This is a genomic window from Shinella lacus (genome assembly GCF_010994755.1).
In the GTDB taxonomy this organism is placed as follows: domain Bacteria; phylum Pseudomonadota; class Alphaproteobacteria; order Rhizobiales; family Rhizobiaceae; genus Shinella; species Shinella lacus.
This window is the reverse complement of the sequence record NZ_WHSB02000004.1, coordinates 416,071-429,862: the sequence shown is the minus strand read 5'-3', so window position 1 is coordinate 429,862 and position 13,792 is coordinate 416,071. Positions and strand designations below refer to the sequence as shown.

The 13,792-nt window shown below is 65.4% G+C and carries 16 protein-coding genes; 9 read left to right on the top strand and 7 right to left on the bottom strand.

Annotated elements, in window-relative coordinates; translation table 11 throughout:
* Window positions 1-7: 7 nt before the first annotated feature.
* Window positions 8-1,021, bottom strand: coding sequence for an AAA family ATPase (locus GB927_RS13565; RefSeq protein WP_256117542.1), 1,014 nt, complete (start codon window positions 1,019-1,021; stop codon window positions 8-10).
* A gap of 212 nt (window positions 1,022-1,233) precedes the next feature.
* Between GB927_RS13565 and GB927_RS13560 the strand changes: the two genes are divergently transcribed.
* Genes GB927_RS13560 through GB927_RS13550 form a run of 3 tightly spaced genes read left to right on the top strand, consistent with a single transcriptional unit; the run spans window position 1,234 to window position 3,736 of the window.
* Window positions 1,234-1,851 carry a DUF1285 domain-containing protein gene (locus tag GB927_RS13560; RefSeq protein WP_256117541.1) on the top strand — a complete coding sequence of 206 codons (618 nt, stop codon included), beginning with the start codon at window positions 1,234-1,236 and terminating at the stop codon, window positions 1,849-1,851.
* A complete protein-coding gene (locus GB927_RS13555) occupies window positions 1,848-2,480 on the top strand; it encodes a CoA pyrophosphatase (RefSeq protein WP_256117540.1) in 633 nt (210 codons plus the stop codon). Before GB927_RS13560 ends, GB927_RS13555 begins: the two co-directional genes overlap by 4 nt.
* A complete protein-coding gene (locus tag GB927_RS13550; protein WP_256117538.1) occupies window positions 2,477-3,736 on the top strand; it encodes a CCA tRNA nucleotidyltransferase in 1,260 nt (419 codons plus the stop codon). The genes GB927_RS13555 and GB927_RS13550 overlap by 4 nt, the downstream gene beginning before the upstream one ends.
* A 6-nt stretch (window positions 3,737-3,742) precedes the next feature.
* On the opposite strand, the gene GB927_RS13545 is transcribed toward GB927_RS13550, so the two are convergent.
* From GB927_RS13545 to hemF, 3 genes are all read right to left on the bottom strand, one after another.
* Window positions 3,743-3,934, bottom strand: a complete 192-nt coding sequence (locus GB927_RS13545; RefSeq protein ID WP_069058059.1) for a DUF1059 domain-containing protein — start codon at window positions 3,932-3,934, stop codon at window positions 3,743-3,745.
* Window positions 3,935-4,096: 162 nt separating this feature from the next.
* The gene (locus GB927_RS13540; RefSeq protein WP_256117536.1) at window positions 4,097-4,348 is read right to left on the bottom strand and encodes a hypothetical protein; all 252 of its coding nucleotides are present in this window, start codon (window positions 4,346-4,348) and stop codon (window positions 4,097-4,099) included.
* An 89-nt stretch (window positions 4,349-4,437) separates the two neighbouring features.
* Complete coding sequence (gene hemF, locus GB927_RS13535) at window positions 4,438-5,349, bottom strand: oxygen-dependent coproporphyrinogen oxidase (RefSeq protein ID WP_256117535.1); 912 nt, start codon at window positions 5,347-5,349, stop codon at window positions 4,438-4,440.
* 170 nt (window positions 5,350-5,519) lie between these two features.
* Between hemF and GB927_RS13530 the strand changes: the two genes are divergently transcribed.
* Window positions 5,520-5,777, top strand: coding sequence for a hypothetical protein (locus tag GB927_RS13530; protein WP_256117534.1), 258 nt, complete (start codon window positions 5,520-5,522; stop codon window positions 5,775-5,777).
* A 149-nt stretch (window positions 5,778-5,926) separates the two neighbouring features.
* Here the strand turns inward: GB927_RS13530 and GB927_RS13525 are convergent, their stop codons facing one another.
* Window positions 5,927-6,319: a tautomerase family protein gene (locus tag GB927_RS13525; RefSeq protein ID WP_256117533.1), complete on the bottom strand. Its 393-nt coding sequence runs from the start codon at window positions 6,317-6,319 to the stop codon at window positions 5,927-5,929.
* Window positions 6,320-6,413: 94 nt separating this feature from the next.
* On the opposite strand from GB927_RS13525, the gene GB927_RS13520 reads away from it, so the two are divergent.
* Both GB927_RS13520 and GB927_RS13515 read left to right on the top strand, forming a co-directional pair.
* Window positions 6,414-7,286 (top strand): LysR substrate-binding domain-containing protein, encoded by an 873-nt coding sequence (locus GB927_RS13520; RefSeq protein ID WP_256117532.1) that lies wholly within the window; start codon window positions 6,414-6,416, stop codon window positions 7,284-7,286.
* Window positions 7,287-7,398: 112 nt separating this feature from the next.
* Complete coding sequence (locus GB927_RS13515; protein WP_256117531.1) at window positions 7,399-8,679, top strand: hemolysin family protein; 1,281 nt, start codon at window positions 7,399-7,401, stop codon at window positions 8,677-8,679.
* Here the strand turns inward: GB927_RS13515 and soxR are convergent.
* Window positions 8,676-9,146, bottom strand: coding sequence for a redox-sensitive transcriptional activator SoxR (soxR, locus tag GB927_RS13510; protein ID WP_256117530.1), 471 nt, complete (start codon window positions 9,144-9,146; stop codon window positions 8,676-8,678). The two genes, GB927_RS13515 and soxR, sit on opposite strands and share 4 nt — an antisense overlap.
* A 73-nt stretch (window positions 9,147-9,219) precedes the next feature.
* Here soxR and GB927_RS13505 point away from each other — a divergent pair, with 73 nt between their 5' ends.
* Both GB927_RS13505 and GB927_RS13500 read left to right on the top strand, forming a co-directional pair.
* Window positions 9,220-9,792: an NADPH-dependent FMN reductase gene (locus GB927_RS13505; RefSeq protein ID WP_256117529.1), complete on the top strand. Its 573-nt coding sequence runs from the start codon at window positions 9,220-9,222 to the stop codon at window positions 9,790-9,792.
* Window positions 9,789-10,997 (top strand): MFS transporter, encoded by a 1,209-nt coding sequence (locus GB927_RS13500; RefSeq protein ID WP_256117528.1) that lies wholly within the window; start codon window positions 9,789-9,791, stop codon window positions 10,995-10,997. The genes GB927_RS13505 and GB927_RS13500 overlap by 4 nt, the downstream gene beginning before the upstream one ends.
* 1 nt (window position 10,998) lies before the next feature.
* Here GB927_RS13500 and GB927_RS13495 read toward each other — a convergent pair whose 3' ends face one another.
* On the bottom strand, window positions 10,999-11,460 hold the full coding sequence (locus GB927_RS13495; protein ID WP_256117527.1) for a tRNA (cytidine(34)-2'-O)-methyltransferase: 462 nt from the start codon (window positions 11,458-11,460) through the stop codon (window positions 10,999-11,001).
* A 350-nt stretch (window positions 11,461-11,810) separates the two neighbouring features.
* Between GB927_RS13495 and GB927_RS13490 the strand changes: the two genes are divergently transcribed.
* A complete protein-coding gene (locus tag GB927_RS13490; protein ID WP_256117526.1) occupies window positions 11,811-13,664 on the top strand; it encodes an ABC transporter ATP-binding protein in 1,854 nt (617 codons plus the stop codon).
* Window positions 13,665-13,792: the final 128 nt, after the last annotated feature.

Genomic DNA, 13,792 nt, shown 5'->3' with positions numbered 1-13,792 from the left:
GCTCCGCTCAGCCGCCCGCCTGCCGGACAAGGCCTGCGATGACATCACGCACGGACATGCCCTCGGCGCGGGCGCCAAAAGTCAGCGCCATGCGGTGCTGCAGGACGGGTTCGGCCAGCGCCAGCACGTCGTCGACGGAGGGCGCGAGGCGGCCTTCGTAAAGCGCGCGGGCACGGGCACAGAGCATCAGCGCCTGGCCGGCGCGCGGGCCTGGACCCCAGGCGACGTGCTTGTCGGTGCCGGCGACGCCATTGCCCGGGCGGGCGGAGCGCACCAGCGAGAGGATCGCGTCGAGCACCTTTTCGCTGACCGGCATCTGGCGGATGAGGGTCTGAATTTCGATGAGCCGTTCGGCGGAGATTGCCGCACTGGCATGCGCCTCGTGCACGCCGGTGGTTTCCAGCAGGATCTGCCGCTCGGCGGCGAGTTCCGGGTAATCGACATCGACCTGCAGCAGGAAGCGGTCAAGCTGGGCTTCCGGCAGCGGATAGGTGCCTTCCTGCTCCAGCGGGTTCTGCGTCGCGAGCACGTGGAAGGGCTTCGGCAGGTCGTTGGTCTGGCCGGCGACCGTCACGTGATATTCCTGCATGGCCTGGAGCAGGGCGGACTGGGTGCGCGGCGAGGCGCGGTTGATCTCGTCGGCCATCAGGAGCTGCGTGAAGATCGGGCCGGGCACGAAGCGGAAGGAGCGCTTGCCGTTCTCGTCCTGGTCCATCACTTCGGAGCCGAGGATATCGGAGGGCATCAGGTCGGGCGTGAACTGGATGCGGCTGGAGGCAAGCCCGAGCACGGTGCCGAGCGTGGCGACCAGCTTGGTCTTGGCGAGGCCCGGCACGCCGACCAAGAGCGCATGGCCCCCGGAGAGCACGGCAAGCATGGTCTGCTCGACCACGCTTTCCTGGCCGAAGATCACCTTGCCCACTTTCTGGCGGATGATGGCGATATCGGAGAGCGCGCGCTCGGCGGCGGCGATGACCGCTTTTTCGTCCAGGCCTGCCTCGGGGGAATTCTGAACGCCCATGGTCGTCTCCAGTGTCGGTTCCAACGTAACACGAATCGTGGCTTTGCCATGTTCGCATGCTTCATAGAGAGCTTATTAGCTCACCCGTGGCTGACAAGCGGCCACGAAATGACTATCTCGTGAGAAAGAGGTGTATCCACCCTTTCCTCGATCAAGAGGGCCTCAATCAAGAGGACCCTCTCGCGGAGATAGGGTTCAACCGGGACGGAACAATGGCAACGGGCGAAATTCGCGAAAGCAGCGACGCGGCGGGACTGGCCGCCTTGATCTCGCGGGCAGCCGCGGAAACCGGCGGGCGCGGCCTGCCGCCGGTCGAGCGCTGGAACCCGCCGTTCTGCGGCGACATCGACATGGAGATCCGCGCCGACGGCACCTGGTTCTACATGGGCACGCCGATCGGCCGCGCGCCGCTGGTGCGGCTGTTCTCGACGGTGCTGCGCAAGGACGAGGACGGCAACACTTACCTGGTGACGCCGGTCGAGCGGGTCGGAATCCGCGTCGTCGATGCGCCGTTCCTGGCGGTCGAGATGAATGCGGCGGGCGAGGGCGAGGCGCAGACCCTGACCTTTCGCACCAATGTCGGCGATGTCGTGGAGGCGGGGGCGGAGCATCCGCTGCGTTTCGTGATTGCCGGTGAAAACAATGAGTTGAAGCCGTATCTTCTCGTTCGCGGCCGGCTGGAGGCGCTCGTCTCGCGGGCGGTGATGTACGAACTGGTCGAGCTCGGCGAGACGATCGAGATCGACGGCGTGGAGATGTTTGCGCTACGCTCCGGTGGCGTGGTTTTCCCGGTCATGCCGGCGGCCGAGCTGGATCAGCTTTCCCGATGAGTTTTCCACCTTACAGCGCCGCGGAATTCCGCCGCCGGGCCATGCAGCAGACCCTCACGCTCGGCGACGAGAGCTGGCGCGATCATGGCGACAGCCTGCTCAATCCCTCGGTCATTCCCCATCTCGAAGGCATGCACCTGCGCGACGCCGCCGTGCTGATCCCCGTCGTCGACGATGGCGAGGAGGCGCGCGTCATCTTCACGCAGCGCACCACCACCATGCGCAAACATTCCGGCCAGGTCGCCTTTCCGGGCGGAGCGGTCGATGACGAGGATGCGGACGTGGAAGCGGCGGCGATGCGCGAGGCGGAGGAAGAGATCAGTCTCGACCGCCGTTTCGTCGAGCCGGTCGGCCGCCTGCCGCAGTACAAGGCGCTGTCCGGCTTTTCCATTACGCCGGTGCTGGCGGTGGTGCAGCCGGGCTTCGAGCTGATCGCCAACCCCGACGAGGTGGAAGCGGTCTTCGATGTGCCGCTCTCCTTCCTGATGGACCCGCGCAACCACGAACGCGGCAGCGGCGTCTGGCTCGGCGCCGAGCGGCACTATTATCGTCTGCCCTATGAGGGGCGGAACATCTGGGGTATCACCGCCGGCATCGTGCGGATGATCTATGAAAGGCTTTATGCATGACCTCTGTTTCGGGCGAGGCGTGGTTTACCGATCCGGCGCTCGTGCGCGTGCTGGCGCTGCTCAACAGCGACGGCGGCGAGGGGCGCGTGGCGGGCGGTGCCGTGCGCAACAGCCTGATGGGCCTGCCGGTCGCCGATGTCGATATCGCCACGACGCTGAAGCCGGAGGCGGTTGCCGAGCGGGCGAATGTCGCCGACATCAAGGCGGTGCCGACCGGCATCGAGCATGGCACGGTGACGCTGGTGATCGACGGAAAACCCTTCGAGGTGACGACGCTGCGCCGCGACGTCGAGACCGACGGCCGGCACGCCGAGGTCGCCTTCGGCGCGGACTGGCAGATGGATGCCGAGCGGCGCGACCTCACCATCAACGCGCTCTATGCGACCGCGGAGGGCACGGTCGTCGATCTCGTGAACGGCTTGGCCGATATCGAGAGCCGCACGGTGCGGTTCATCGGCGATGCCGCGACGCGCATCGCGGAGGATCACCTGCGCATCCTGCGCTTCTTCCGCTTCTTCGCGCTCTATGGCAGCGGGCGGCCGGATGCCGAGGGCCTGAAGGCCTGCGCGCGGGCGAAGGACAAGCTCGGAAAGCTCTCGGCCGAACGGGTCTGGTCGGAGACGAAGAAGCTGCTGGCGGCGCCTGATCCCGGCCGCGCGCTGCTCTGGATGCGCCAGGCCGGCGTGCTCACCGAAATCCTGCCCGAGACGGAAAAATGGGGCATCGACGCCATTCCCGGGCTGATCGACGCCGAAAAGGCCTTCGGCTGGACGCCGGATGCGCTGCTGCGGCTGGCCGCCATGGTGCCGGCGGACCGCGAGCGGCTGAAGGTGCTCGCCGAGCGTCTGCGCCTGTCCAAGGCGGAGGCGGCGACGCTTGATTATTGGGCTTCTGCGCCGGAGATCGCGCCAAAACTGGCGGAAACGGCCTTCGACCGGTTGCTCTATCGCAACGGCCCGCAGGGGCTGACGATGCGGCTGAAACTGGCGCTCGCCGGCGCCCGGGCGCGCGGCCTCGGCGATGCAGACGCGCTGGCTTTCGCCGGCCTGTGCCAGCGGCTGCTGGCGCGGGTACAGAAATGGCAGAAACCATCCTTCCCGTTGAACGGCGCGGATGTGCTGGCAGCCGGTCTTCCGGCGGGGCCGAAGGTCGGCACGCTGCTTGGCGCGATCGAAGAGGAATGGGTGGCGGGCAATTTCCATGAGGGCCGGGCAAAGTTGCTTGCCCGGCTGGAAGCCCTCGTCAGGGAAGGCTGAGAAATGTCACGCGGCGTCGGCGGCTTTTTCGTCGACGATGCGTTCCTTGATGTGATCGACGGTGCTTTCCCGGATCATCGTCTCGCCATGTGCGGTGCGCATGTGCTCGACGGCGCGGCGCACGACTTCGGCGTCGTCATTGGCCCGCGTATGCCAGTCGCATCCGGGGACGAGTGAACCGCATTCAAAAAGTCTCATGACCTATCTCCTGTCGTTTCAACGGAACCAGTGTAGCAGATGAGGCCCGATCGGCCAAACCGGGACCGGACCCGCGGCTGAAAGAGCCGTCGTCAGAAACGGCAAAAGCCGCCCGGAGTTCCGCTCCGGCTTAGGAATATTCGAGGCGCTCCCAGACAGCCGTCAGGCGGCGTCTTCGTCCTTTGCCCAGGCGTCGAAGCAGGCGGACGACTGCAACTGTTCCGGCCGTGTATGGTGGTCGGCGAGGTGGTGGACCGTGCCGCCGGCAATGCGCCGCCGGGCTTCTTCGACGAAATAGGAATGTGGAAGGTCCATGCCGCTTTCGACGCGCATGGTTTCTGCAAAACGATCGAGAAAATCGGCGGATTGCGGGTCGATGCCCGACGTTGCCGCATGCTGTGTCGCGACTGTCATGATAACCTCCTCCATGAGATCATGCCCGAGCATGATACCACGAAAGGGGTAGAGCCGTTAATCACAAGGCCGTATTGCCCACCGTTATTTCAAGGCCAGCGCACCACCGGGGGCAGCGACGAAAGGATGGAATCGACATTGCCGCCGGTCTTCAGGCCGAAGATCGTGCCGCGGTCGTAGAGCAGGTTGAACTCGACGTAGCGGCCGCGTCGCACGAGCTGCTCGTCGCGGTCCTCTTCCGTCCAGCCCTTGTTGAAGTTCGAGCGCACGATGCGCGGATAGACCATGGCGAAGGCGCGGCCGACATCCTGGGTGAAGGCGAAATCCGCCTCCCAGCCGCCGATCTCTTCCGGCGAATGCAGCCAGTCGTAGAAGATGCCGCCGGTGCCGCGCGGCTCATTGCGGTGCTTCAGGAAGAAGTAGTCGTCGCACCAGTCCTTGAACTTCGCGTGGTCTGCGACCGGATGGCGGTTGCAGGTGATCTCCATCGCCTTGTGGAAGAGCTGGGTATCGGGATCGTCCATCACGCGGCGGCGGTCGAGCACCGGCGTCAGGTCCGCGCCGCCGCCGAACCAGCGGCTGGTGGTGACGACCATGCGGGTGTTCATGTGCACGGCCGGCACGTTGGGGTTCACCGGATGGGCGATCAGCGAGATGCCGGAGGCCCAGAAGCGCGGGTCCTCGTCGGCGCCGGGAATCTGGCCGCGGAATTCCGGCGAGAACTCGCCATGGACGGTGGAGGTGTGCACGCCGACCTTCTCGAAGACGCGGCCGTCCATCATCGACATGCGGCCGCCGCCGCCTTCGCCATTGTCGCGCTGCCAGTCCTTGCCGACGAAGCGGCCGGGCGGCAGGTCGGACAGCGGGCCTTCCAGTTCGTCTTCCAGCGCCTCGAAGCTGGCGCAGATCGCGTCGCGAAGATGTTCGAACCAGGCGCGGGCGTCGGCCTTCTTGTCTTCGATATCCTCGGGCAGGCCTTTCGGCAGGTCTGGTCGTTCCATGGTGCTTCCCGCTGCCGGCGGAGCGCCGCCGAATCGCATTTTCGCCACAGTTCCCAACTTTGCGCCATTTGGCAACCGCGCAGCGCGATCGGCCGGGGCGGCAGGACTCGCAAAACGTGCCGCGGCGGCTTATCTTCCTTACGTTGAATGTGCTGCCGGAGGAAATCTGTATGGCGCGTGTTCCCGGTCCGCCCCCGATGCAGGGGCTCCGGCGCCAGATCGAGCGCCGCCGCCGCGAAAACCCCGCGGGCGACGGCCATTTCGTGCGCGAGACCTTCTGCCTCGAGCGGCAGGCGGCGCGGGAAAAGGCGCGCGAATGGTTCGACCAATGGCCCAAAGCCGCCTACTGGACGGAGGTCGAGAGCTGGCGCGCCATGGAAGGCGACCGCATCGAATTCACCATGCGCCGCCTGCCCAGCGCCGACTGAGGCCTAGGACCGATCGACATTCAGCCCATGCCGGTCTGCAAAATGGCGCTTTTGCGCGCTTCCGGTGCTCACGTACATTGAGTACGCTGCGCTCCGGGTCACGCAAAATCACCATTTTCGCCGCGGCCTGTGCTGAATGTCGATCGGTCCTACGCCGCCATCGCGATGCGCCGGCTTTCCTGCGTGCGTCCGCCATACCCCCAGCTTTCCATCGGGACTTCGCGCACGATCACGTAGGTGACCGGGTGGAGCGGCGCGCCGACGGCCTCTTCCAGCAGCGCATAGGCGGCGGCGATGAAGCGCTCCTTTTCCTCCGCCGTGTTGGTGCCCTCGCTGACGGTGACTTCGAGATAGCCGGCGGCCGGCTGCCGGCGCACGCCGACGGTCCAGGCCTCGGCGTTCGTCTCCTCGATGAAGACGGCGGTCGCCTCGGCGCGCTTGTTGAGCAGGGTTGCCGCAAGGCGGGTGGCCTCGTCCTGGAGATGCAGGCGCTCGGCATAGGTGAGGCTGCGGCCGGCAATGCGGATATGAAGGAAGGGCATGGTCGTCTCCTGTCGCTGTTGACGGGATGAGCCTATTGCGCGACTATCGTTTTTAAAATTGAGAAGTGTTATCGTAATGGTTTTGGAAAACTGAATGTTTTCGTCGCGCAATTTCGACATGGACGTGCTGCGCACCTTCGTCACCGGGGTGCGCTTCGGCAGTTTCGCCAAGGCCGCGGAGGCGCGGGGTCGCACGCCCCCGGCCGTCAGCCTGCAACTGAAAAAGCTGTCGGATATGAGCGGGCAGACGCTGTTCACCAAACAGGGCAGGGGGCTGGCGCTCACCGATGCCGGCGAGGCGCTCTACGATTATGCGGTGCGCATTCTGGAACTGAACGACGAGGCGATGATGATGCTTGGCTCCAGCCGCTCGCTCGATGGCTGGCTGCGCATCGGTATCCCGCAGGATTTTGCCGAAACCTCGCTGCCGCCGGTGCTCGGCCGGTTTTCGCGGGCGCATCCGAAGCTTCGGGTGGAGGCGCGGGTCGATCGCGGCGCCAAGCTGGTAGCGGCGGTGGAACGCGGCGATCTCGACATGGCGGTCACCTGGGGCGGGCAGAAGAGCGCCCATTGCCGGCATATCGCCACGCACCCGATCGTCTGGATCGCGGCGGCGGATTATGACCTGCCGCCCGGCGAGCCGGTGCCGCTCATCGCCTTCGACCCGCCCTGTTCCTTCCGCGCCGCCGCCGTCGATGCGCTCTCGGCCACGGGGCGCGACTGGCGGCAAGTCTTTGCCAGCCCTGGCCTTGCCGGGCTCTGGGCGGCGGTGACGGCGGGGCTCGGCGTGACCATCCGCACCATGACGGCGGTGCCGCCGCATCTGCGCGTGCTTGATCCCGAGCGGGCCGGCTTGCCGGCGCTCGGCAGCGTCGACCTGATGCTGCACACCGCCGAGGCCGTGCCCGCCGCACCGGTGTCGCGTCTGCGGGATATTTTGCTCGAAATGCTTGTTGTCCCGTCCTGATGGCACCAACCGCGGGAAGTTCGATTGACGCCGGACCGCCGCCCCCCTATCTTGCCGCCATCATCATCAACAGAAAGGCGCCGTTGCGGTTCTAAAGCACGGCTTACAGTCCTTGTTCGAACTCGCGATTGCCGTCTTCCTCATCCTCCTCAACGGGGTCTTTGCCCTTTCCGAACTTTCCATCGTTTCCGCGCGTAAACCGCGCCTGAAGACCATGGCCGCGCAGGGCTCGCGCGGTGCCGCCGCCGCGCTGCGGCTGGCGGAAAACCCCGGGAAATTCCTCTCCACCGTGCAGATCGGCATCACGCTCATCGGCGTTCTTGCGGGTGCCTTTTCGGGTGCGGCCCTCGGTAGCCGCCTGCGTGACATCCTGTTTGCCGAGGGCGTGCCGGACTGGCTGGCCGATCCGCTCGGCTACGGTATCGTCATCTTCCTCATCACCTATCTCTCGGTCGTCGTCGGCGAACTGGTGCCCAAGCAGATCGCGCTGAAGAACCCGGAGCGTTTCGCAACGCTCGTGGCGCCGGCCATGTCGCTGCTCTCCAAGATCGGTGCGCCGGCCGTCTGGATCCTCGATGCCTCGACGCGGCTGATCTTCCGCCTGCTCGGCCAGCACCAGGTTGCCGAAAGCATCGTCACCGACGAGGAGATCAAGACGATCGTCGCCGAAGCCGAAGCCGCCGGCGTCATCGAAGGCGGCGAGAAACTGATGATCGCCGGCGTCATGCGCTTTTCCGACCGCGAGGCGCGCGGCCTCATGACGCCGCGAAACGACGTCGACTGGATCGACCTCGGCGATACGGTGGAGGAAATCCACCAGCAGCTCGTCGACAGCCAGCATGGCCGCCTGCCGGTCGCCGATGGCGGGCCGGAGACCATCGTCGGCATCGTGCAGAAGCGCGAGCTGCTCTCCGCGCTGCTCACCGGCCAGCCGCTCGACATCCGCACCTTCATCCGTCCCGCGCCGATCGTGCCGGATACGATGGATGCGATGCGCGTGCTTGAAAAGCTGCGCAATTCCGAAGTGCCGATGATGCTCGTGCATGACGAATACGGCCACTTCGAAGGCGTCATTACGCCCGCCGACGTGCTGGAAGCGATCGCCGGCGTCTTCCGCGCCGATATCGAGGAAGGCGACGACGAACATGCCGTGCAGCGCGAGGACGGCTCCTGGCTGATCGCCGGTTCCATGCCGATCGACGAGATGGCCGACCGCCTCGGCCTGCTGCTGCCGGCCCGCCGCAGCTACCAGACCGCCGCCGGCATGGTCATTGAATCGCTGCAGAAGCTGCCGAAGACCGGCGAGGTCACGGAAACCCAGGGCTGGCGCTTCGAAGTCGTCGACATGGACGGTCGCCGCGTCGACAAGCTGCTCGCCACGCGCCTCGATTAAGCCGGATCGGGTTCGAGCAATCTCGGACCCGGCCCTTCCGCGGCAAGCGTGTCCCACGGGTTGCGCAGCGGACATTCCTGCATGGACAGGCACCCGCAGCCGATGCAGCCGTCGAGCTGGTTGCGCAGCTTGGTAAGCCGCGCGATGCGCTCGTCGAGCAGGCTGCGCCAGGTCTCAGAGAGCTTGCGCCAGTCCTGCGCCGTCAGCGGGCGGTCGTGCGGCAGCACGGACAGCGCGTCCGCGATTTCCGACAGGGGAATGCCGGTGCGCTGCGCCACCTTGATGACCGCGACGCGGCGCAGGATGCTGCGCGGATAGCGCCGCTGGTTGCCGCGGTTGCGCTGGCTGCGGATCAGCCCTTTCGTCTCGTAGAAATGCAACGTGGACACCGCCACCCCGCTGCGTTCGGCGACCTCGCCGACGCTGAGTTCCCGGGGGATGGCGTCGCGCGCGTTTTTTTCAGTCATGGCTGTTGACCTCAACTTTGCTTGAGGTTTTATACCAGCGGCTCCCTGCTTTTCCAACATGGAGCTGAACCGCATGACAGACAGACTGACCATCGCCCTCATCTATGGCAGCGGCCGCGAAGGGCGTTTCGCCGATACGATCGCGGGATGGCTGGAACCGGCGCTGGCGGGCTTCGGGCAATACACCATCATCCGCATCGATCCGGTGGAGCTGACCTTCACGCCCGGCGGCCTCGACGAGGCCTCGGCACAGCTGGTCGAAAGCCGGATCTCGCAGGCGGATGCATTCCTCATCGTCACGCCGGAATACAACCACGCCTATCCGGCGGCGCTGAAGGCGATCATCGATTGCTGCTTCAGGCCCTGGCATGCCAAGCCCATCGCCTTCGTCTCCTATGGCGGCGTTTCCGGCGGCCTGCGCGCCGTCGAGCAACTCCGCCTGGTCTTCGCCGAGCTGCACGCCGTGGCGATCCGTGAAACGGTGAGCCTGTCGCACGCCTGGACGCAGTTCGACCCGGTCGGCAATCCCTTCCGCCCCGGCCAGCTCAACGGCCAGCTTGCCGTGCTCATGAAGCGGCTTTCCTGGTGGGCGCATGCTCTGAAGGCGGCGCGCATCGCGACGCGCTATGACGAGGTGGCGGCATGAAGCCGGACTTTTATGCGACGGCAGAAGTCGCCCGCTCCCGCGACGAACGCCGGCGCAATGCGACGCTGCTCTTCATCAGCACGCTCACCATCATGTCGGGCGCGACGATCTCAGCCTCGCTGCCCGGCATCGCCGCGCGGTTTGCCGATGTGGAGAATGTCGCGCTGCTGAGCCGGCTGGTGCTGACGCTGCCGGCGATGTTCATTGCGTTGTTTTCTCCGGCGGCGGGTTTCCTCGTCGACCGTTTCGGTCGCAAGCCGCTGCTGCTTGCCTCGCTCGGGCTGTTCGCCGTTGCGGGTGCCTCCGGCCTCATCCTCGACACGCTGCCCGGCCTCCTCATCGGGCGCGCCGTGCTGGGCCTTGCCGTCGGCGGCATCATGACGGCGACGACGGCGCTGGTCGGCGATTTCTTCCAGGGGCCGGCGCGTGATCGCTATATGGGCCTGCAACAGGCCTTCGCCGGCATCGGCGGCACGATCTTCCTGACCGGCGGCGGGTTCCTCGCCGAAGTGCACTGGCGCGGGCCGTTCTTTATCTACACGGTGGCGATCCTGCTGGTGCCGGCAGCACTCGCCTTCCTGCCGGAGCCGCGCCGGGTTCGCCCGGCCGGTCCCGCCACGGGGAGGGGCAGGCTCGACGGGCGCACGACGGCGCTGCTCGCCCTGCTGTTCCTCGCCGCCGCCGTCAACATGATCGCCTTCTACATGATCCCGACGCAGCTTCCCTTCTATCTCGAATCCCTTGGCTTCGCCGCACCCAGCCTTGCCGGCACGGCGATCGGCGCTGGACAGCTCGTCGGGGTGGCGAGCGCGCTCGCCTTCGCGCCGTTCCGCCGCCTGCTCGGCATCATGGGTGTCTTCGGCCTCGGCTTCGTCTCGGCCGGGCTGTCGTTCCTGCTGCTTTCGGGGGCGGAAAGCTACGGCAGCGTGCTGGCGGCCATGGCGGTGTCGGGCATCTGCATGGGCACGATCATGCCGAATTTCGCCGCTGCCGCCATGCTGCTGGCGCCGCCGGCACTGCGCGGCCGCATCTCGGGCCTGCTGGTATCGGGCATCTTTGCCGGCCAGTTCCTGTCGCCGATCGTCTCGCAGCCGCTGATCACCGCCACGGGTTATGACGGCGCTTACATGATCGTCGGCTCGGTGGTGCTGGTCTTCGGCATCGCGGCCGCGGCGGTGCGGCTGGCGCGGCCGGGTCATGGTTAGGTCAGACGAAACCCGTCTGGCGCAGCGCCTCGCCGCAGATCATCGCGGCGGAGAGCGCGACATTGATGGAGCGCTGTCCCTCGACCATCGGAATGAGCACCCGGCCATCCGCCGTGTCGTGCACGCGGTCCGGCACGCCCGCACTTTCGCGGCCGAAGAGCAGGATGTCGTCCGGCCGATAGGCGAAATCCGTGTAGCGCTCCGCCGCCTTGGTGGAGGCGAGCACGAGGCGGCGGCCGCTTGCAGCCCGCCACGCCTCGAAATGCTCCCAGCTCACATGTCGCGTCAGCGTCACGGCGGCGAGGTAGTCCATGCCGGCGCGTTTCAGGCTGCGGTCGGAGATGTCGAAGCCGGCCGGCTCTATAATGTCGACCGACAGGCCGAGGCAGGCGGCGAAACGCAGGATCGTGCCGGTATTGCCGGCGATATCGGGCTGGTAGAGGGCGATGTGGAGCGCGGACATGGGCTGTCGCCTATTCCAGATGTGGCGACAAGGCAACAGAATTGGCCGGAGCGATGAAATTGCGACAAAGTCACTGGCAAATTGCGTCGTTTCAGGCTAACCAAGGCGCATCTACAACGCGAGAAGAGGGAGGATCATGATGGATACCACGCATCGATTGCGCCTCCCGGCTGGAATCACGCCTCTTCTCGCTTAGGCACCTCGCCGCACAAAATCCCATCGCATACCTTATTCAATTCGCTGTGTGACGTTTTCCTCGCCGCGCGGCAGTCCTGCCGGAACTCCGTTCCTGACCGCGCCGTTTTGCGTTGTCCGTCTCGGTTCCGTCTTTATGTATTACGGAGAAAGCCATGTTCGGCTGGTTCGAAAGACGTTTGAATCCCTATCCTTCCGAGGCGCCCTCGCTGCCGCCGAAGGGCCTTTTCGCCTTCCTGTGGCACTATACCAGGCCCGCGGGCCTGTGGCTCTTCGTGCTCGGCTTCTGCTCCATGGTGCTCGGCATCGCGGAAGTGCTGCTGTTCCAGTTCCTCGGCAACATCATCGACTGGCTGTCGAACAGCGACCCGAACACGTTCCTGTCGCGTGAGGGCGGCACGCTGATCTGGATGGCGGCGCTGCTGCTTATCGTCATCCCGGGCGTGGGCGCGTTGCACACCATGACCATGCACCAGGCGCTCGCGGGCAATTTCCCGATGATCGCCCGCTGGCAGATGCACCGCTACCTGATCCGCCAGAGCATGACCTTCTTCTCCAACGAGTTCGCCGGACGCGTTTCGACGAAGGTGATGCAGACGGCGCTTGCCGTGCGTGAGACCGTGATGAAGATCATCGACGTCTTCATCTATGTCGTCAGCTATTTCATCTCGATGATCGCGATCATCGCCTCGGCGGACCTGCGTCTCGTCGTGCCGCTGCTCGTGTGGTTCGTCGTCTACGTCTGCATCCTGCGCTATTTCGTGCCGAAGCTCATGGTGATCTCGCGCGAGCAGGCGGATGCGCGCTCGATGATGACGGGCCGGATCGTCGACAGCTATACCAACATCGCGACGGTGAAGCTGTTCTCGCATGCCGGCCGGGAGGAAACCTATGCCCGCGAAGGCATGGATGGCTTCCTGCAGACCGTGCACAAGCAGATGCGCCTCATCACGCTGTTCAACATCACGATCGACATCAACAATGTCGTGACGATGTTCTTCACCGCGGCGGTCGGCATCTACTTCTGGATGAACGGCGACGTTTCGGTCGGTGCCGTGGCGGTGGCCGTGGGCCTTGCCATGCGCATCAACGGCATGTCGCAGTGGGTGATGTGGGAAGTGACCGCGCTGTTCGAGAATATCGGCACGGTCTATGACGGCATGGGTATGATGACCAAGCCGCACGACATCAAGGATGGTCCCGAAGCGCCGCCGCTGCCGGTTTCCAAGGGTGCGATCAGCTTCGACCACGTCCGCTTCCACTACGGCAAGAATAAGGGCGTAATCGAGGACCTGTCGCTGTCGATCGGTGCCGGCGAAAAGGTCGGCCTCGTCGGCCGCTCCGGCGCCGGCAAGACGACGCTGATGAACGTGCTTTTGCGGTTTTACGATCTCGAATCCGGCAAGATCACGATCGACGGCAAGGACATCGCGACGGTCACGCAGGACAGCCTGCGCTCGCAGATCGGCGTGGTGACGCAGGATACCTCGCTGCTGCACCGCTCGATCCGCGACAACATCGCCTACGGCAAGCCGGAAGCGACGGACGCGGAGATCATCGAGGCGGCCAAGCGCGCGAATGCCTGGGAGTTCATCGAAAGCCTCGTCGACCAGCAGGGTCGTGCCGGCCTCGATGCCCAGGTCGGCGAACGCGGCGTCAAACTCTCTGGCGGCCAGCGCCAGCGCATCGCGATCGCCCGCGTCTTCCTGAAGGACGCGCCGATCCTGGTGCTGGACGAGGCGACCTCGGCGCTCGATTCGGAAGTCGAGGCGGCGATCCAGGAAAACCTCTTCGCCCTCATGCAGGGTAAGACGGTGATCGCGATTGCCCACCGCCTCTCGACGCTGACGGAGATGGACCGTGTCGTCGTGCTCGAAAAGGGCCATCTGCACGAGACCGGCACCCATGCCGAGCTCGTCGCCAGGGGCGGCATCTACGCCGACCTCTGGGCCCGCCAGTCCGGCGGCTTCATCGCCGACGACGCCGAAGCGGAAGTGGCGGCGGAGTAACCGGACAGAAGACACCCCTTTCCAGCAGAAGGGGTGTCTTCATAATAGTTCTTATCCGCGAGCCCGCGCAAAAGTGGTGCACGTTGAGAACGGTCGTAGATCGTCACCACCTTTCCAATCTTTAATTT